The 18,462-nt window shown below is 53.6% G+C and carries 17 protein-coding genes; 1 reads left to right on the top strand and 16 read right to left on the bottom strand.

From position 1 onward, the window contains the following. Window positions 1-97: 97 nt before the first annotated feature. The 8 genes from PHP98_08985 to PHP98_08950 form a co-directional block, all read right to left on the bottom strand. Window positions 98-901 carry a heparinase II/III family protein gene (locus tag PHP98_08985; protein ID MDD5483768.1) on the bottom strand — a complete coding sequence of 268 codons (804 nt, stop codon included), beginning with the start codon at window positions 899-901 and terminating at the stop codon, window positions 98-100. Further along, entirely contained in the window at window positions 870-1,619 is a 750-nt protein-coding gene (locus PHP98_08980; protein ID MDD5483767.1) for a hypothetical protein, read from the bottom strand. The genes PHP98_08985 and PHP98_08980 overlap by 32 nt, the downstream gene beginning before the upstream one ends. A 234-nt stretch (window positions 1,620-1,853) precedes the next feature. After that, window positions 1,854-2,888: a Gfo/Idh/MocA family oxidoreductase gene (locus PHP98_08975; protein MDD5483766.1), complete on the bottom strand. Its 1,035-nt coding sequence runs from the start codon at window positions 2,886-2,888 to the stop codon at window positions 1,854-1,856. Beyond that, window positions 2,857-3,210: a DUF4372 domain-containing protein gene (locus PHP98_08970; GenBank protein ID MDD5483765.1), complete on the bottom strand. Its 354-nt coding sequence runs from the start codon at window positions 3,208-3,210 to the stop codon at window positions 2,857-2,859. Before PHP98_08970 ends, PHP98_08975 begins: the two co-directional genes overlap by 32 nt. A gap of 121 nt (window positions 3,211-3,331) precedes the next feature. Continuing rightward, window positions 3,332-4,507: an ATP-binding protein gene (locus tag PHP98_08965; protein MDD5483764.1), complete on the bottom strand. Its 1,176-nt coding sequence runs from the start codon at window positions 4,505-4,507 to the stop codon at window positions 3,332-3,334. A gap of 79 nt (window positions 4,508-4,586) precedes the next feature. After that, window positions 4,587-5,336: an AraC family transcriptional regulator gene (locus PHP98_08960; protein ID MDD5483763.1), complete on the bottom strand. Its 750-nt coding sequence runs from the start codon at window positions 5,334-5,336 to the stop codon at window positions 4,587-4,589. A 172-nt stretch (window positions 5,337-5,508) separates the two neighbouring features. Further along, window positions 5,509-7,239: a sugar phosphorylase gene (locus tag PHP98_08955; protein MDD5483762.1), complete on the bottom strand. Its 1,731-nt coding sequence runs from the start codon at window positions 7,237-7,239 to the stop codon at window positions 5,509-5,511. Then, window positions 7,236-8,504: a glycosyltransferase family 4 protein gene (locus tag PHP98_08950; GenBank protein ID MDD5483761.1), complete on the bottom strand. Its 1,269-nt coding sequence runs from the start codon at window positions 8,502-8,504 to the stop codon at window positions 7,236-7,238. Before PHP98_08950 ends, PHP98_08955 begins: the two co-directional genes overlap by 4 nt. Before the next feature lie 107 nt (window positions 8,505-8,611). On the opposite strand from PHP98_08950, the gene PHP98_08945 reads away from it, so the two are divergent. Next, window positions 8,612-11,074 (top strand): GDSL-type esterase/lipase family protein, encoded by a 2,463-nt coding sequence (locus PHP98_08945; protein ID MDD5483760.1) that lies wholly within the window; start codon window positions 8,612-8,614, stop codon window positions 11,072-11,074. A gap of 114 nt (window positions 11,075-11,188) precedes the next feature. Here PHP98_08945 and PHP98_08940 read toward each other — a convergent pair whose 3' ends face one another. The 8 genes from PHP98_08940 to PHP98_08905 all read right to left on the bottom strand — a co-directional run bounded on the left by PHP98_08940 (window position 11,189) and on the right by PHP98_08905 (window position 18,318). Continuing rightward, a complete protein-coding gene (locus tag PHP98_08940; GenBank protein ID MDD5483759.1) occupies window positions 11,189-12,181 on the bottom strand; it encodes a 3-dehydroquinate synthase II in 993 nt (330 codons plus the stop codon). A gap of 75 nt (window positions 12,182-12,256) precedes the next feature. Further along, entirely contained in the window at window positions 12,257-12,499 is a 243-nt protein-coding gene (locus PHP98_08935) for a type II toxin-antitoxin system HicA family toxin (protein MDD5483758.1), read from the bottom strand. Continuing rightward, complete coding sequence (locus tag PHP98_08930; GenBank protein ID MDD5483757.1) at window positions 12,496-12,705, bottom strand: 2-oxoisovalerate dehydrogenase; 210 nt, start codon at window positions 12,703-12,705, stop codon at window positions 12,496-12,498. The genes PHP98_08935 and PHP98_08930 overlap by 4 nt, the downstream gene beginning before the upstream one ends. A 73-nt stretch (window positions 12,706-12,778) precedes the next feature. Continuing rightward, window positions 12,779-13,576, bottom strand: coding sequence for a 2-amino-3,7-dideoxy-D-threo-hept-6-ulosonate synthase (locus PHP98_08925; GenBank protein MDD5483756.1), 798 nt, complete (start codon window positions 13,574-13,576; stop codon window positions 12,779-12,781). A gap of 321 nt (window positions 13,577-13,897) precedes the next feature. Then, window positions 13,898-14,833: an SH3 domain-containing protein gene (locus PHP98_08920; protein MDD5483755.1), complete on the bottom strand. Its 936-nt coding sequence runs from the start codon at window positions 14,831-14,833 to the stop codon at window positions 13,898-13,900. Between the two features lie 282 nt (window positions 14,834-15,115). Continuing rightward, entirely contained in the window at window positions 15,116-16,087 is a 972-nt protein-coding gene (locus PHP98_08915; protein MDD5483754.1) for a hypothetical protein, read from the bottom strand. A gap of 22 nt (window positions 16,088-16,109) precedes the next feature. Next, window positions 16,110-16,448: a hypothetical protein gene (locus PHP98_08910; protein MDD5483753.1), complete on the bottom strand. Its 339-nt coding sequence runs from the start codon at window positions 16,446-16,448 to the stop codon at window positions 16,110-16,112. A gap of 238 nt (window positions 16,449-16,686) precedes the next feature. Beyond that, window positions 16,687-18,318, bottom strand: a complete 1,632-nt coding sequence (locus PHP98_08905; GenBank protein MDD5483752.1) for a hypothetical protein — start codon at window positions 18,316-18,318, stop codon at window positions 16,687-16,689. Window positions 18,319-18,462 lie beyond the last annotated feature (144 nt).

Here is an 18,462-nt window from a genome sequence, read left to right as displayed (position 1 = left end):
TACTATCTCGTTTTTTGCGTGCGGATTTATGACGGTCGCAAAGACCGGCGGCTGCCTGGGGTTTTCCATCCTGATGCAAATGAATTTTCTGAAATATTTATCCGCCAGTTCGCTGTTCTCTTGCGCCCATGTATTCAATGTTTCCCCTGCTGTTTTTTTTCTCCTGGTCCTTGTAATCTACCACCACCACATTGTGAGAAGCCGAACGAGTGGTCCAATCGCTGATATTGATGTGCGAGTAGCCGATATCGGAAATCATTTCCCGCCCTTCCGCAAAAAGCGTAATGCCTAAAACATCCGGGTGGGCATGGCATTGATCCTTGCCATCCGTGAAAGAAACGTGAAGTTGGGGTTGCCGTCCGTTGGTTTCGCCGGCCAGCATTGCATACCCCATGGCCGGCATAAGATAGGATTTTTGTTCAACGCCCGGCGCGCCGCGCCCCTTATTCATCCACGTGTCGCCGATCGGGACATTCCAGCCGTTCGGATATACCAGCTTTCCGGGCAAGGCGGCCGCTAAAGCCATATTGCCAAATTTCTTGTCCGGTATAAAATCACGGAAAACGGTTTTGCCGTAAAGAGGCGTATAACCGGGAGGATCAGAATATCCTGACAAAACGTTTGTTAGCCCGGCCAATGAACCGACTACTTGCCGGTGATAGGAAACGGTCGGTTCATGCCAAAAGGAATCAAAAAAGAAAAAATTCTCAAGAAAACTTTCAATTCTCGGAACTACGATATGAATATAATCCGGCGCGCCGGTAACACGCCCTGTTATAATCAGGTCTCGCCATGTTTTCGGCGACATGTTGCAATAATCTTCCCGGTTGGCAAGCACGCCTTCGGCCGCGCGGTGAAAAAAGCCGTCTTCAATAATAAGGAAAATCAAATTTGTAGACAAAATCGGGAAAGCGCCGCGCAATGCCGCAGAGAATTAGCGCGGCCTTGCGCGCGTATTTTTCATCGTTGGTAAGGTGATATAACTTGCCAAGCCTCAACGCCATTTCCGAGAAATACGCTGCTTTCCTATATTCCACGCCCGCAGAGAAGAAATATTTTTTCCCCCGTTTATTCTGGTAATAGCCGTACTCAATAACCTTGCCCGACGGGGCGGTAACCTTTATTTTGCCTGTCTCGGGACAGCTTTCGGAAGGAAACTCTTTGCGGCAGTATTTGCAGATTATTTTGTCCGGTTTTTCAGGAGACCATTCAAATCGGCTCCCGAAGCCAAGCATATTGCCGCAATCAGGCGTGGGACAGGATACAAAATAAATTCCGCTTCTTGTCGGCAACAGCGTAGCGATCATCTCGTCGGAAAGTTCCATAACCGGCGCGGTCTGGGAAATCAACAAATCTTTATCCGCTTTTACCGGGAAAACAGGGTGTTTCTCATGTTCCCGCGCCAGATAACGGAATTTGGTTGCGACAAGCGGAATTTCCGAAACCGATTCCGTCTGTTCCGTTGCCGCCTCATTTTTTGCCGTATCTGCGGCTTTTCTCCCGGTGCACCCCGGGAGGGTTATTAAAAGCGAAAGCGCAAAAATGCTGGCTGAAAAGTTCAGCAGCGGCGTATTTCTTGCGCGCAAAACCCTTTGAAAACAAATTGGTTTTTTTCTCATAATGTCCGCCGCTAATCACGTCTTTCGCCTGCGGACAATGTTCGCTGGCGCGAAAGCGAATGTTGCGCGATTTTCATGCAACATTCGGTTGTTACATTTGCAATTTCAGACTTCCTGATCCGCGCGCAGGAACTGCGCGGATCAGCAAACTAATCAAGGTCCGGCCGATGTTATCCTTTTCGGCATGAGCATTGTCGCGCTGGTAGTGATATAGACCGGGCCGCGCCGCAAGCATCAACTCTTTCGCGCGATGTCATTATCCTGTCCTCCCGCATTCTTTTCCAGCGGGTCATGACATATATTCCCGGCCGCACGATAGGCCCGATCCAGCAGTTGCAGCGTTTCATAAGCATCCATCAGGCCGGCCACGGGCGCTTGCCCGCGTTTGAAAGCCGCAATTATCCTGTTCACGAACAATTCGTATGAGGCGGTGTCCGCCATCATCTCCCTGACTTGTCCGTTTTGGCCATTAATGATGAATTTCCCGGCGCGCAGCTCCATAAAATGCCTGCTGGTAACGATTGAAACTGAGGAATCAACGCCGTTCCCGGGCATGCCGTATCCGGTTTCAACAACGCCGATCACGCCGGTTTCCGATGTTAAAATGATGGAAGACGCTTCTTCCACATCCGCCTGCGAAATGTTGTTGTTCATGGACGCCGCAATTTTTCTCACGGGCTGGCGCGTGATATAATTAAAAAGGTCAAGATAGTGCACCCCCAGATTGAAAGCGCATCCGCCGCCGGCCTGTTTTTTGTCAAGCATCCAGCCGCAGTCCCAGTCAAGATACCGGCCGGACGAGCCGGCTATGTACCGGAAATACAAATGCGCCAGTTCCCCCAATTCGCCGGCCGCGCGCATCCTGATTATTTCCGCGGTCCAGTTGGCGGAACGATAAAGAAAGGGGACAACCGCATAAACGCCTTTTGCTTCGGCCCTGGCCGCCAACGCGCGCACGTCTTCCGGATGAATGCCGGCCGGTTTTTCCATGCAAAAAGGGATTCTGGCGTCAACCAGGGCATTGGCAATGGCCGGCATTTCAAAATGACGGCCGAAGGCAAACACAAAATCCGGCTTTTCCGTTTCAAGCAACGCGCGATAATCGGAATAGACCCGGCAGCCTGGGTCGCCCGCCTTTTTCCGGGCCGCGTCCGGATTGCGGTCGCTGACCGCCACGATGTTTTCACCGGCGGCGCGCAGCCCGCGAATGTAACCGGAACTGTGCCAATGGCCGCATTCAACAATCCCTATCCGCAGTTTTGCATCCATATCCGTTTCTTTTCCCGCATGGATTGCTGCTCAAAAAAACGACTTCCTCGTCTTTCCCGTCAATCTCAACTATAGCCACAATCCGGCTTGGCGGCGTAGCGCCCCGCATCGTGGACAAGGCTCCGCGATTCATTTGCAACGCATCGCAAACATCATTCAATCCAATCGCGTGCGTCAGATGGGCATAAACAAGCGCCACCACATGACTCCACGGCAGAAAGGTCCGGCTCTTTTCATCAACACCGTATTCTTTCGCCAGCTTGTTCACAAGATGTCCCGGAATAAGATTGCAAATCTGCTTCAACATAGTGTATTTTTTCATTGCTGGAATGCTCCTTTCTTTGTTTTATCTTGGCCGTCATTATCTCATGACAGCCGGAGTATTCCAGCTTTTTCATTTTCTATGGGATGCTAATGAATTCAGATAATTGCTTGAAAATACCTCATTGTGATTGACGCGGAAATGAAACTTCGGAAAGATCGTGCACCGCTTCGGACAACGGCAGCGCCGTAACTTTGGGATGCAATGAGTATCGGCGGTCGCCGGGATACACAACCAGCATACGATCAAGACGTAGATCCGCCAACGCAACGTGTATGGATTTGGTCATGGCAGGGGCATCCGCGCATTTAAACTCGATCCCCATACGCCGGCCATCTCGTTCAAGCAACAGGTCAACCTCCGCGCCTTGAGATGTTGCCCAGAAATAAGGTTGAAACACATCCGTGTGCGCAAGCACCTGTTCCATGGCAAATCCTTCCCAGGAGGCGCCGTACTTTGGGTGCGATTGCAAACCGCTCATGGTTTCAATGCCCAAGAACGCATGCAGAAGTCCGCTGTCGCGCACATATACCTTGGGAGATTTTACCTGACGTTTTCCAAGGTTTTCTGACCATGGAGGGAGCACCCGCACCAGGAATGTTCCGGCCAGGATATCCAGATAATGCCGAACTGTTTTCCCAGTGACTCCCAGCGACCGCCCCAGCTCTTCGGCATTCCATATCTGTCCGTGATAGTGGGCCAGCATATTCCAGAAGCGGCGAAGCATGGGGGATGGCACCTGTATTCCCAGCAGTGGAATATCGCGCTCTACTTGGGCAGTTATGAAGTTCCTGCGCCATTTAAGAGACTGGCCATCCGATCCAGCCAAGAACGACCGCGGAAATCCACCACGCAACCATAATGTGTTCTGCCGGTTCTCGCCCGTTTCGTCCAGTGTTAATCCAGTCACCTGTACAAAATCGGCGCGACCAGCGAGTGATTCCGAGACCCCTTTAATCATTGAGGGCGAAGCGCTACCCAGTAGAAGGAAACGCGCGAGGTTATCTGTGCGGTCGGCTAATGGACGCAGGGTGGCAAACAACTTTGGCAGACGCTGAATCTCATCAATCACCACTAATCCGCGCAGTCCCAATAGCACCGCTTCTGGTGTGCCGGTAAGCGCCGCAAAACCACTCTCAATTTCCAAATCAAAGAAATTCGTCTCTCCTTGCCATGCCTTAACCATCTGGCGGGCCAAAGTTGTCTTCCCCACCTGCCGCGCCCCGAGTAGTACGGCCACAGGGTATTCTGACAGCGCATCCTGAACACGCCGCAACTGTTTTCGTCGTTCAATCATTTTTAACTTTCATGTTTTTCAGGAAGACTATTCCGAAAATGTATGAATGTCAATAAATTTATCATAAATATGCCTAATTCTACATTTTCTTCTGCCTGTATTCTACGGGAGTGCAGGCATAATACTTGGCGAACATTCGGTCAAAATGGCTGGTATCCGCAAAACCCCAGAATAAAGCAATGCATTTTACGGACTCATCGGATCCGCGCAGGGCGGAAGCGGCCGAGCTGAGACGGTAGCGCAGGGCGAAATCGGCGAAGGGAAGCCCCATCAAACCACGGAACATTTTACTGAAGGCATTGCGGTTCAGACCGCATATTTTGGCGGCGGCGGTGGTCGTCATCTGCCCGCGCTTGTCAAAAAAAAGGTTCAAGACCTGGTTCAAACGCGCGGATGCATGGGGGAATTCGGCGCGGGATGCATCGCCCGGCGCGGCCGATAGCAACTGTTTCTTTTCCAACCATTGCTCCGTGGCCAGCAAAATCGCCTCCATGATGAACAGCCGCAACCACAGCCATTTCCGGCCGTCTTTTTCCCCGATACATTTCGCGATTCTGCCGCCCAGTTCCAGCATGGCCGGCCGTGTTTTTCCGTTCGTCTGCGGACGGCTTTGCGGCGGCGCGGTAAAAGGCGCCAGCCAGTTGAACCTGGCCGCTTCGTCGGAACACAGGCCGGCCAGGGCCGGCGGCCAGACGACCAGATTGACTTCAGCATAAGCAGTGCGGCCAGCCGCCCAGCCGTGCGGCTCCCACATGCCGCAAAACCATACGTTGCCCGGCTGCAGGCGAAACTTCAAACCGGGAAAGACAAGTGTCATTTGTCCGCTCATCACGATGCCAAATTCCAGCCCGTAATGCATGTCATATTGATAGACCGTTCCGGCACTGTGTCGGCTAATCGCGGCGGCAAAGGGAACATGCCCCGATAGATTATGGTAATACGGCCTTGCGGAAGAAAGGTCAAAAGGTCTGCGAATAATTTTCATTCCTTAACAAAACAACTCAAGTCGCCAGCCAAACCGTTTCATACGGTTCCAGGCATAATTCCCCGTCCAAATCAACGGAGCAATCGTCTTGCAATAAATTCCGCCTCTGCCCGGACGCAATCCCGGTTTTTCGCAGTTGTGCGCCGGAGAGGCGGACTTTCTCGCCCGAAACATTGCTGACCGCCAGAACGTATTCGGTCCCGTCGGGAGCTTTCCTCTCAACGGCGAATATTTTTCCGCCCAGGTCAAGGACGCGCTGATCACCGTCCGGATGAAAGGCCGCGTGCCGTGCGCGGACTTCCAGCATATGCGCATAACGGCTGAAAACGTATCCGGCGCGAGCGCCGGGATCCGCGATGCTCTTTCGCAATGCGGCGTCGTCCCATTTCCCCCGGTTCAGCGACCGCGGCTGGCCGGTTTTTTCGGCCAGTTCGTAATCGTTCCCGGCGGCAAAGAGACTGTTGAAATAAACGGCCGGGATGCCCTTCAGCCCCAGCATGATGGCCTGCGAACAGAGGAATCTGGCGCAATGGATATTTTCCGGCTCGCCGGCCGGACCGGCCAGGGCGTCAAAGAAAGCGCAGTTTAATTCATAAGGAACAGTTTTGCAGTCCGGCAGACTGCGCGAGGAAATTTTCCCGCCCCGCCGCAAAACTCCGTCAACCAGCGAGGCGATTTCATCTTCGGGAACAAGTCCCTGCAGTGGAAACAGACCTATGCCGTCGTGGGAGGCGGTAAAATTTATAAAAGCGCATCCGGCCGGAGGAGAGGCCAGGGCAGCGGCCCATTTTGTCAGGAAACGCGCGTTGCCGGAGGCGAGAGCGTGCAAAATCAAGGGCGGAAGACTGAACTGATAAACGAGGTGCGCCTCGTCCCCCGTTCCGAAATAGGCGACATTTTCATTGTGCGGAACATTGGTTTCGGTCAGGAGCAGGACGCCCGGGGCGGTCAACTCCAGGAAATCGCGCATCAGACGCACGATTTCGTGGGTCTCTTCCAGATGAATGCAGGGGGTGCCCGTTTTTTTCCAAAGATAGGCAATTGCATCCAGACGGATGACGCGCGCGCCGAGGGAAATGTACAAAAGAAGGATATCCAGCAATTCAAACAACACGTCCGGATTGGCGTAATTGAGGTCAATCTGGTCCGCGCTGAACGTCGTCCAGACGTGTTTTACGCCGCCGGCGGCGGCGACCGGCGTCAGCAAGGGAGTGTTGCGCGGGCGGATCACCTTGGAATAATCCGCGGCGGGGTCGGCCTCAATGAAATAATGCCGGCCCGGCGCGACGCCCGCGATGAAATCCTGAAACCAACCGCTTTTTGCGGAAACGTGATTCAGGACAAGATCAACCGCCAGGCCATAACGTTCAGCAAGGGCGCGCAGCAGGTTCAAATCGCCGAGGTCGGGGTTCACACTGCGGTAATAAACGACGGAAAAGCCGTCGTCGGAAGAATAAGGAAAAAACGGCAGCAAATGCAAATGGCTGAACAATTCATGGATATGGTCGTCAAGAAATTTCTTCAATGCGGCCAGCGGTTTTTCGGATGGTTTCGCGACCATATCGCCGTAAGCAATCAAGAGGGCGGTTTTCTGGCTCCACCTGGTCCCGCGCGGCAGGGGATCCAGGCCGTAGCGGCCGACCAGCATGGCCAGACGTGAAATGCAGTTATCGGCCTGGCGGCCGTAGAGCCGCCGGAACCGGCGGTAAAGCCGGTCCATCAATGCGCTTCTGAAGAAAAAGTTCATTTTTTTAAAGGCAAACCTCTGACGTTTGTCAGCAATGTCCGCAGACAGCGGCGCAGGAGGGTGTAGCTGAAATAGCGCGCCGCCACGGCATAATTATGTTCCACCATTTTGCGGCGGTAATCGGCGTCCTCAATGATGCGCCGCACTTCCGCCACGATTTCTCTGGTAAGATATCCTTCAATGAGCGGGACGCGGAACCCTTTCGGCTCTATATCCAGCGTAAAATTGCTGTACCGGTTGACCAGGATCGGTTTCCTGAAATAAACGGACTCCAGAAAGGCGTTGCCGAACCCTTCATACAGGCTCGGATAAGTAACAAAATCGGCGTGCGGATACAAGTCCCACAAAGTATAGGTTTTTTTATTTTCCTGATTGATCTGGCGCACCTCGGTAATGCGCGTGGCAATAAAGCGGGCGTCCACCCCGGACCGGCGGGCAAAGCCGGCAAGCATATCGCGGTATTCCAGGCCCTCGTCGCCGGCTTCATGGGTAATAACGAGTTTGCATTTCGGGTTGTCAAGCATTTGGACGAGGTTAATGGCGTGGCCAATGCCTTTGCGCGGGATGACGCGGGTTGGCTGTAAAATCATGATATCGTCCGGCGCCAGCCCTATCTCGGCGCGCAAATCCGAGGCATAAGCGTCAACCGGCGGCGGCGGATTTTCAAAATTAAGGACATTGGGCACGACCATGGCCGGCACCGCCTTGCGGCGCGCCAATTCCTCCTGGGCAACGGTGTTGATGACCACGTGCTGCAGGTCGTTGTCGCGCGGCGGAAAAGCCATGTCCAGGTAATCATTAATCGCATTGACGGCAAAGCGCGTGCGCTCCCAGTAAAAATCGTGATGGTGACCGATGGCGGGAATATGCGTCTCCGCGATAAGCTCCGCCACCGCGATGCCCAGCGGCACATGCATCGGGATGGCCGACACGTTTTCCAGGACGAGCATGTCTATTCCGAACTTGTCCAGAAAAGCGTAAAGAGTTTCCTTCAGGTAGGAAGCCATCCGCTTGATTCTCTCCGTGACCAGGCTGGGGCGCGCGGTTTTACCGTGAATATTATCGTTGATCCACACGTTTTCGGGGTGGTTGAAAAAAGCCTCCGGAACGCAGAAGCTTACCTGCGGATCGCGGTCAATGCGCCCCGCGTACCAGAAACACAAATGGCCGTCCTCGGTCAGCACCTTGGCCCATTTGTCCGCCTCCAGCGACACGCCGTCCGTCCCTGCAAAACGCGTTGAGACTAATCCTATCTTTTCAGCCATAAACCGTTTCCGGAAAAACAATAAAGAAAAACTCACTGAACATTACTTGCACATTCTAGCAGGAAAGCTTATATTTGCTCAAGCGTTTAATTCCCATGCAGTCAAATATGTCATCCAGAAATCGGAACAACCCCCTTGCCATAACCGGCCGGCCGGTTGTTTTGGCCGTTGTTTTTTGTCTTTTGGCCGCCGGGATTGCTCCGGCCGGGGTCTGGAAATTCGCGGTGATCGGCGATTCGCGCGGCGACGGAGCGATAACTTCCACCGCCTGGGTCAACACCAATGTCCTGCGGGCGGCGGCGCATGGCATAACCAATGAGCGCCCGGACTTTGTCCTTTTTACCGGCGACATGATCTACGGCAGCAACGCCCCTGCCTGCACCAACCTGCCCGCCCAATACGCCGCCTGGTCCAACGCCCTTGCGCCGGTCTATTCCGCCGGCATACCCGTTTACCCCATCCGCGGCAATCACGAAACCTACGGCGACCCGGACGGCGGCTTTTACGCTTCCGCATTCGGGTCTTCCCTGCCGCATAACGGCCCGGCGGGGGAAACCGGAAAAACCTACAGTTTTATCCATAACAACGCCCTGATCATAGGACTGGACCAGTACCGGAACGCGCACCGCGTAAACCAGGACTGGCTCAACGCCCAACTGTCCTCCAATAGCCTCCCCCATATTTTCGTATTCGGACATGAACCGGCCGTGCAGGTCAATCATGCCGACTGTCTTGCCCGCGAAAAACAGGCCCGCGATCTTTTCCTTGAAAGCATCGCCGCCGCCGGGGGCAGAATGTATTTCTGCGGGCACGATCATTTTTATAACCGCGCCCGGCTCGCGCCGTCCGACGGTATCGGCAACATCATGCAGATCGTTGCCGGCACGGGCGGCGGTCCGTTCCACACCTGGGACGGAATTTACGGCAAAAACTACGGCGAACAGAATCTCGCTTCCAACTGTTACTACAGCGCTTACACCAACGGCTACGTTCTGGTTACGGTCTCCAATTTCAACGTTCACCTGGAATGGAAAGGTTCCACCAACCTCGCCGTCTGGGAAACATGCGACGAGTTTGGTTACCAGGTTACCAACCCGGCCGTGCGCAACGTGAATGACTATGACGGCGATTCCCTGGCCGACCCGGCCATTTACTCCGAAAACGACGCCAGAATGCTTTTCACGCGTTCATCGGAGGATTACCGGGCCTACGCCTTTAACCTGGGCGGACCGGGCGCCATGATCGCGCCCGGCGATTATGACGGCGACGGAAAAGCCGATCCGGCTGTTTACTGGAAAACGAACGGTCTCTGGCAAATCCCGCTCAGCGATCAGAACTACGCAATCATCACCGACATCCTCGGCGGCGCTGGGTATCTGCCGGTCCCGGCCGATTATGACGGCGACGGAAAAACAGATATTTCGGTTTTTAAAAGATCATCGGGACACTGGCAGGCGCTTTTTTCGGGAACCGGCGAATTGCTTGCCGGCTCCTGGTCCGGCGCGGGATGGAACCCGGTCCCGGCCGATTATGACGGCGACGGACGCGCCGATTTGGCCGTCTACCGCCAATCAAGCGGCGAATGGCAAACCTTGTTGTCGGCCGGACTACCGCTTGGGCATTACGCATTTTATGCGTTTAACTGGGGCGGCCCCGGCTGTTTCGCCGTACCGGCCGACTACGACAACGACGGATGGAGCGACCCGGCGCTCTACACAAAATCATCCTCGCTTTTCCAAGCCATGCTGTCGGCCTGGTCTTACGCGCTTATCGGCATCACGCTTGACATCCCCGATTGCACGCCGCTGAGCGGAGATTACGACGGCGACGGGCTTGCCGATCCCATGGTCTATTCGCAGGCGGCGGGCCAGTGGCAGTGCGCTTTCTCCAGCCTGGATTACAGCATGTTTGCTTTCGCCTTCGGCGGGCCGGGCTGGATGGCGGTCCAGAACGACGCGCGCCACGACCTCATTTTTCTCGCCTTTGGCGACAGCATAACCTACGGCGGCGGCAGCAGCTCCGATAGCCCGGCAACGGCCTACCCGATTCTCCTGGAAAACAAACTATGCCAGAATTACACCGGTTATTTCCAGTCCATCAATGCCGGCAATCCGGGTGAAACGACCGAAGAAGGTTTGGAGCGGTTCCCGCGCTGGCTGGACGCCAACAAGCCCGACCTGGTGCTTTTAATGGAGGGCACGAATGACGAATTTTTCGGCGACGATTACGACCAAACCGAGGACAATTTGCGCGCCATGGTGGCCATGGCCTTGACGCGCGGCATTAACGTCATTATCGCCACGATCCCGCCGGTTATTTCCAACGGTTACCGCAACCGCGACGAACAGCAGAGGCGAATCGTTGAATTCAATCCGCGCATCTACCGGATTGCCGCCGATTACAATATTCCCGTGGCGCAGGTCTATGAATCCATTACGGCCGTCCCGGGCTGGCAGAATTCCCTCATGGACCAGCCCTCCGCCAATCATCCGAACGACGCCGGCCACGCCGTGATCCGCGACGCTTTCTACGCGCCGGTCGCCGCCGGCCTTGATGCCGGAGAATATTAACCGCGTTGTTTCCCTGGGGCAGGCCGGCCGCACGTGCGGCCCAAAAGACGGCAGGCGAGGCTGCCCCGCCTGTCAAAAAGCAAACGGATTTGTCCGGGGCAAGGCCCGGTCCGGTTATTTTTCCACCAGCTTCTCGCTGATTTTCATGCCAAAATGCCGGCCGCCGTCCTCAATGCGCGCCAGGACCTGGTCGCCTTCCTTGATTTTGGCAACGGACACCGGCCGGCCGTCGGGCCGGACAAGATTGATCGTTTCGGCATTCTGGAGATAAACCGATATTTGCCGCCCGTCCGCCTCGGCGGTTATCAGGATCATGGGCCGGGATTCAATCTTGCAACGGCCGATCTGCGCGGTCCGGGTCCCGCCTTTGGCTTCAACAATCAGGACCGTGTCGCCGGTCCGCAGATCGGAAAGGTAAGCAGTCTTGTTTTCCGGCAATAAAATGTAGGCATGCAGGGCGCTGGCATTGACCCGGAAGGGGCGCGCGGCCACGTAAGGATTTTCAAGACTTTCGGAATGGACCAGGAAGAAGGCGCTGCTGGCGTTCCCGACCAGCATTCCCTCGCCGACGGTCATGGCCGAACAGGTGTCAATGCAGACCCGGTCGCCCATCCCGCTCGGCGTAATTTTCTTGACAACCGCCGTTTTCAGCTCAATCCGCGGGGAGAGGCCGTGGACCATGCCGACAATCTTTCTGACCTCGTTCGGGTCGCGGCTGACCACCGCCACGCCGTCAACGCCTTTTTCCAGGACGCCGAACATCGTGCGCGCCTCATCGGCCGTTTTTACTTCGGCCATGATTTTACCGCGCTGGGCGAGGATGTTTTCTATCGGGATGATGGTCCAGTCGGGAAGTTTTAAAAGCGCCATGATGTTCGGATCGGCTTTGGCCGCCCGGTTTTCGTCGGACTTGGAGCGGATTTCCATGACAACGACATCCCGGCCGGGGACAATATCGCCGTCTTCGGCCACAATCCTGATGCGGCCGAGATCCTTGACGCTCTCCGCCCGCCCCTTCTCAACGATAACGGCGTCCGCTCCGCTCTCAATCGCGGCAATGGCCAGCTGCTTGTCCCAGGGAATTGCCTGCACCCAGACTTGTTTCATTTCTTCACCTGAAAATAGAAATCTTGTTTTTAATACCTCACGCGGGATTAAACCACGACTGATTCAATATGTATTTTATAATTCGAGCATCTGCAGTAATTTTTCGTTGCTTATTCGGTGATGTACAGCAACACTTTTCAGGATACCGTTTAGCGTGCCCACTTTGAGCGGCGCATGATTCGGGATCGTTTCATGATGCTGTCCGTCTTGTGCCGTCGTTACGCGAACGTGTGAGCCGGTTTGGCGAGTGACGGAGTATCCCAGACAACGCAAAGCTTTGATTAATTCCGATGCGGACGTGTCGCGGGGAATCTTCATACGGCCATGACCTCATCACGGACAAAATGGAGACGCACAATACGCGGTATTTCTCCTGCATCAAAATGACATTCCAGAGCATCCCGAATATTGGTTTTTAATTCCTCCTGCGTATCGCCTTCCGTATGAATACCCGCCCCTAAAGCGTGTGCCACAAACCCGCCGTCAATAACATCCTCTTGTACCTCAAAAATAATTTCTGTCATAGATTCACGCCTCATATTTATTCAATACAATAATAAGTCTTCTTTATTTTCAATAGTTTCATTTTGCCTGCAACTATGCCTTCAATAATTTTGCCGCATCTTTGGCCGTCATTTTCTCGTGCACAATGGCCGAAATCGCGCGGATAATCCTGCGCGGATCGGCATGCTGGAATACGTTGCGGCCGATGGAAACGCCGGCGCCGCCGGACTTCAAAGCGCCTTCAACCATGTTGAGCACATCCATGTCCGACTCCAGTTTTTCTCCGCCGGCGATGACCACCGGCACGGGACAGCCGGAGGTAACCTCCTCAAAAGCCCGCGGACTTCCCGGGTAATTCACCTTTATGATATCGGCCCCGAGCTCGGCGCCGACCCGGGCCGCGTGTTTGATGTGTTTGACGTCATATTCGCTTTTTATTTTCGGGCCGCGCGTGTACATCATGGCCAGGAGCGGCATGCCCCATTCCTGGCATTTACGGGATACCCCGCCGAGGTGATCCAGCATCTCGTCCTCCGTCGGCGCGCCGAGGTTGATATGAATGGAAACGCCGTCCGCGCCGATTTTAATCGCTTCCTCAACCGTGCAAACCAGAACTTTGCCGGTGGGATCGGGCGACATGGACGTGCTGGCCGACATGTGAATGATAAGGCCGATGTCCTTCCCCGACTGCCGGTGCCCCGCGCGGACAATGCCTTTATGAATAATAATGGCGTTCGCCCCCCCCTCCACCACGTTGCCTACCGCCTGTTTCATGTCAATCAAACCCGGAATAGGGCCTACCGTAACCCCATGGTCCATGGGAACCATCACTGTTTTGCCGGTATGCCGGCTGATTATCCGCTCAAGTCTTATGTTTTTGCCGATCATCATGTTTATTTGCCTTATGGTATTACCTGAATTTTACACGAATTTCGTGCAATATTCGGGTATTATAATCCAGCGCTTTAACAATTGTTTGCCGCGTCATATTTACTAGAATATCCGTTATGACGCAATCAAAAAAAGAGCGCGGACGCAAAAAAAAACGGAGATATTTCTCGGCCTTGACATGAGCGCCCGATCCCTGAAGGCAATTATCACGAACGCCGGCCGGCGGGTTTCTTCTCCGGCGCGGATCCGGGTGGCCGCGCTGGATATACGGCAGGAGCTCCTCAAAGTTTTGAAAAATGGCCGCGGCCGGATAAAAAACCGTCATTTCAGAATGATTTTTTCCGGCACCAGAACCGGATAACGCTGACGCTTGACCCAGTACTGCCGGCCGGAAACAATCAACTTGCGGAAGAGAAGCGCTTCCAGTTGGGCGCGGTTGCCCTTAATGAAACAAATGGTGTGCGAACGGCCGCCGTCATAACCAACCAGCCGGAAATGCGAAGGACTGCGCACCAGGAAATTTTTCGGCCGCAAGACGCCCTCAAACTCCCGCAACTGCCCCTGGGTTACATCCGGAAGCAGATCAAGATCCAAGGGCGGTTTTGCAAGCGCGGATGTTTTTTCTTCCCCGGTTTGCTCCTTGCCGGATTCAGCGGCCAGGGGCGGGCCGGGCTTTTCGGCCGGCGGCGGCGTTTCGCGGATTGCCGTTTCCCTTGCCGCAATCGGAGCGGTTTTGGGCGCCGGAGTTATTTTCTCCGGCGGCCGCTCAGCCGGCGGCTTTACCCGGGTCTCCCTTGCCGGAGCAACCGGCGGCGGAACCAAGGCGACCAGGGAACGGGCAACCCAGAGCGAACAGCATTCAGAGGGCGCGATTTTCACCCAGTCGGCATGCGCGCCCCTTCTTTCAACAGACGCATTGTTGGTCAATTGGCCGACGACGCTGAAATTGATGCCGGGCCCCGCGCGCACGTTGACGGACCGCCGGCAGACCACGACGTTGTTTTTCAAATAATCGCCGAGCACCCAGAAATCAATATTGGTCGGGGCAATAACCTCAACCCACTCCGCATCCATGCTCTTTACCGCAAGCTCCTGCCGGGCCGCCGCCTGGCCGGCCACTTCAACATTGAGCGCCGGGCCGGCCCGCAAATTAGTGTTGTCCTTCAGCACCCTGACCTTGACCGGCAACGGGCTCTGGGCAAAAACAGAACCGGCAAAACCGATGCAACAAAACAATGAAAGAAAGGACTTTTTCATGGCTCAAAACCTCCGTATCTTTTTACGGAAAGAATTATAGCCAACCCTGCGTTTAATTCAATCTATTTTATTCAAGTCTATTGTCGGGCGAAGGCTGTGTTACCCCTGGGGGTAACACAGCCTTGCTCTTTTCCATGCCATGTTTCATTTTTACCATATCCCTCCCCCGCAACCAATAAATTCTTGATGGGGGACTTTGTCCCCCTTAACCCCCTATCATTGCAATTCACCCCTCGCCCAGAAGGCGGGGATCTCTTGGCCTACCAGTAGTTAAAATGTTTCCTAAACGGCATCCGCATAAGAAATATCCGCCAAGAATATATCTGCCGGACTGGTATGTTCGGCCCAAGCTTTGTCCTCCGCATGATCCTGACCACAGGGTTGATCCATTTTATGTTCATGAGCCAAATAATACGACATAACCGCCTTGCCGGGTTCCACGTCCAGCCAGCTTGCGTAGGATGTATCACCCCCGCTTGGAAATGTGCCGCCATATTGAATCTCATGGTCATCTTTGAGCCAAAACATATCAGTACGCAGATTACGCCTCCCAGGCATGTTCCAGCGCCGGCAAACTATGACACATCCACCCGGAAGCCTTTTCATCATCGGCCCCTGCAATCTTATAGGCAAACGCAATATTGATGAAATTTCACGATATGGCGGTTTCAGTTGACATACTGACGGAATACACCCCCCCGCGTCATTCCGCACCAACGCCCATAAAGTATCATCATCGCCGAAATCAATTGCCGTTTCGTTTCCAGGAATAGAAAAGTCCAATAATTTCCGCCAGTGCAAGCCGTCACTGCTGGTGTATAAACTTATCGCGCCGCGCGCATAAGCACAACCATATAGTTCGCCACGCCAAGATGCTACCGACCATAACCAACTGCCAACCGGAATTCCTTGCAGAACAAAAGAAGTTTCATTGTTATTATCCGAAAACACGCGTCCGCGCGGTTCTATCAATCCGTTTTGAGGCCTGGCCCCGAAATAAAGCAACATCCGGTTTTGAAACAAAACGAGTTTCGGATCGCGGCAATCGTATTTGGCATCAGCAAATCTCGCAACCTCGTGCCATGAATTTAGATCCGACGAGCCTATCAGAACTATTTGTCCATCATATGACACATGTGAGGATGCGGAACGAAAAGCAATATAAGTATTTTGACTTAAACGATTTATGCTTGTAAAAGCATTATGTCTTCCGTCTGAAAAAACTCTATGCGCCCGCGTAATTCTGATTTCCATATTATTCCACTATTTTTTATTCTCAAGAGTGCCGAGTTTTCGGGCGGGAGAGCGCCGAATGCTTGGCGAGAGTTATTGTCAACTTTGAACGTGCGATTGCAAGCGAAATCCACTCGCCGATCAGTTTTTTGAACTTTTTGTATTCTGCGATCTGGCGGCGCATATCCGGCACAAATTCGGCGCGCGGGTATTCTGTGTAACCCCGCATTTTATGCGTGTAACTGAGTTGGTAATACCGGCCTTTATATTTCGGACTGCGTTTTTGTCTGGTTAGCGATCCCGGACGCATGGTCCCGATCCGCAGCAGTTCCTGTTTAATCCGAGCGATACGGTCTTCCATGGCTTTTATGTTTGCATTCATATTGAATCATATATATGATTCATAAGAATTCCGCAACATAAAAATGCAGTCTAAAAAAATTCCGGCGCAGCGATAAAGGACCTCGCCCAGATCGATAACTTTTAAGCCGCATTGCCAATTACATTGTGCGCGCAAGTTCCTAGTCTTTTCGCAGCAAATTCCATTCGCCTCAAGGCGATGGGTTTCGGACATCCCCAACGGGGACACTAATCGCGCCGGGCCGGCATCGCAGTCGCAATCATGAACGAAGATAAAAAGGGTTGGTAATCAGCATGCAATCGGCGCCGATAATTTCCAGACGGATAAACGATTTTAATCCGGAAACAGGCGCTTCAATGTTTTTTTTATAAACTGTTCCGCGGATTTCCTCCTGAAAAACAACTCGTTTGCCGGAAAAAATTTTAACCACGTCCATCGGCGTCTGCGAGCGGACCGATACGGCCAGTTGCAGGAAACGCGTTTCAGCAATGCCGAGAGTGTCGCCAGGCAAACAGGAACCGAGCGCAACATGCGCTTCCTCCATTCTCAAGGCCGGCATCAGTCGCCCCCTGCGGATTGCGGCAAGAACCGATTCCTTTGTCGGAACTCCATCCACATAGATAAAATGGAAAACCGGATACTCGCGCAACCGTTGAATGCCCCACATGTCCACGCAAGTGGTGCAGACTACTTTCTTCCCGGCGATCCATGCTTCTTCCAGTTCTGTCCCGGCCAGGCCGCGCAGCATTCGTTCCCCGAGATCAACCGCTTCAAAATCGTATCTTGTCCAATAGTCGTCGGTAACGTGCGTTGCGCAGGCAACGCCTCCATTCCGTTTAATCACTGCCAGCGCCTCTTTCACATACCGGTCTATTTCCTCCTCATTAAACAGCCCCCCGCGAAATTTTCTGGTATATTTATCCGTGCCCATGCTCAAAATATGCAGGCGATTACACACTTTTGAGCCCGGCTCCCAATTGAACGGATGGAATTCCTCTCCCGGGATCAACAGCACGCCGTCCCCCTGATATTGATCAAGATTATCCAGCACCGGCCGCCCGAAGGAAAACGCCCCATTAACAGACATTATGGCAATATCCATGTTCAGGTAGCGCATCGCCGCCTTCAAAGTGTTCGGGCTTGCGCCCGCCCCCCACCAATCAAGCGAATGAATATGGGTAATCATCCGGTAGTTGATTTTGGGTGGCAAAGCCGCGCAGTCCTTGACAAATGACGTTTTGACTTCCGGGCAGAAACCGCTTTGTTTGAATGTTTCAAATCTCGCCAACACATTCCGGCTGAACTTGTCCCAGAAAGCAAGCGGCCGGTCATTCTCCGGCGGCTTGACTTCGGGAAAGAGCAGCTGCGTCCAGAAAAAAAGTCCTTTCCCATATCGGGCTTCCATTATTAATGCGCCATCAGCAATGACGCTGTCCCGATACCCGCCCAAAATCGTCCAGCCGCGGGTATGGATTATGCTGGAAAGAGCCGCGCTGCGCACTAGCTCCGGATCCTGTTTGACATAGGTATGTATACCGTTGGCCTTCACTTCCCAATAAACCATTTCTTCCGGATCAATCCGGCATGGCGTCCGGAACAAAAACCGGCCCAACGGCCTGATTTCAGGCAAAAGATATTCCCATCGCTCTTTCGCGATCTTATAATAACGCGGCACCAGAATCGCGTCGGCCAGTTCGTCCGGCAGCCAGTTTGGTGTCCAGCGTTCGTGGTCCTGATGCAAAATCCAGCAAATACCGCCGGAACGGACAAATTCCTGCACTCCTTCCTGGTAGACCTCGACATAATCATTAAATCCGTTTTGCTCAATGATCATTACATCCAGATCAGCCAGATAGTCCGGTCTGGTATGATCAATGTCCCGTACGGGCATTCCGAGTTCCCGCATCCGCATGGCCAATTTGTACGCCGGCTGATGCCAATGCGGCCAAGTCCCGATGCTCAGAAATATGGAAACTTCCATAGGATTTATCATGCTCTCGGTAAACTTCCTGAACCTGAATTAACCGGTAAAACC

The sequence above is a fragment of the Kiritimatiellia bacterium genome, from assembly GCA_028715905.1.
Taxonomy (GTDB): Bacteria; Verrucomicrobiota; Kiritimatiellia; order JAAZAB01; family JAAZAB01; genus JAQUQV01.
This window is presented reverse-complemented; position numbering and strand designations above follow the sequence as displayed.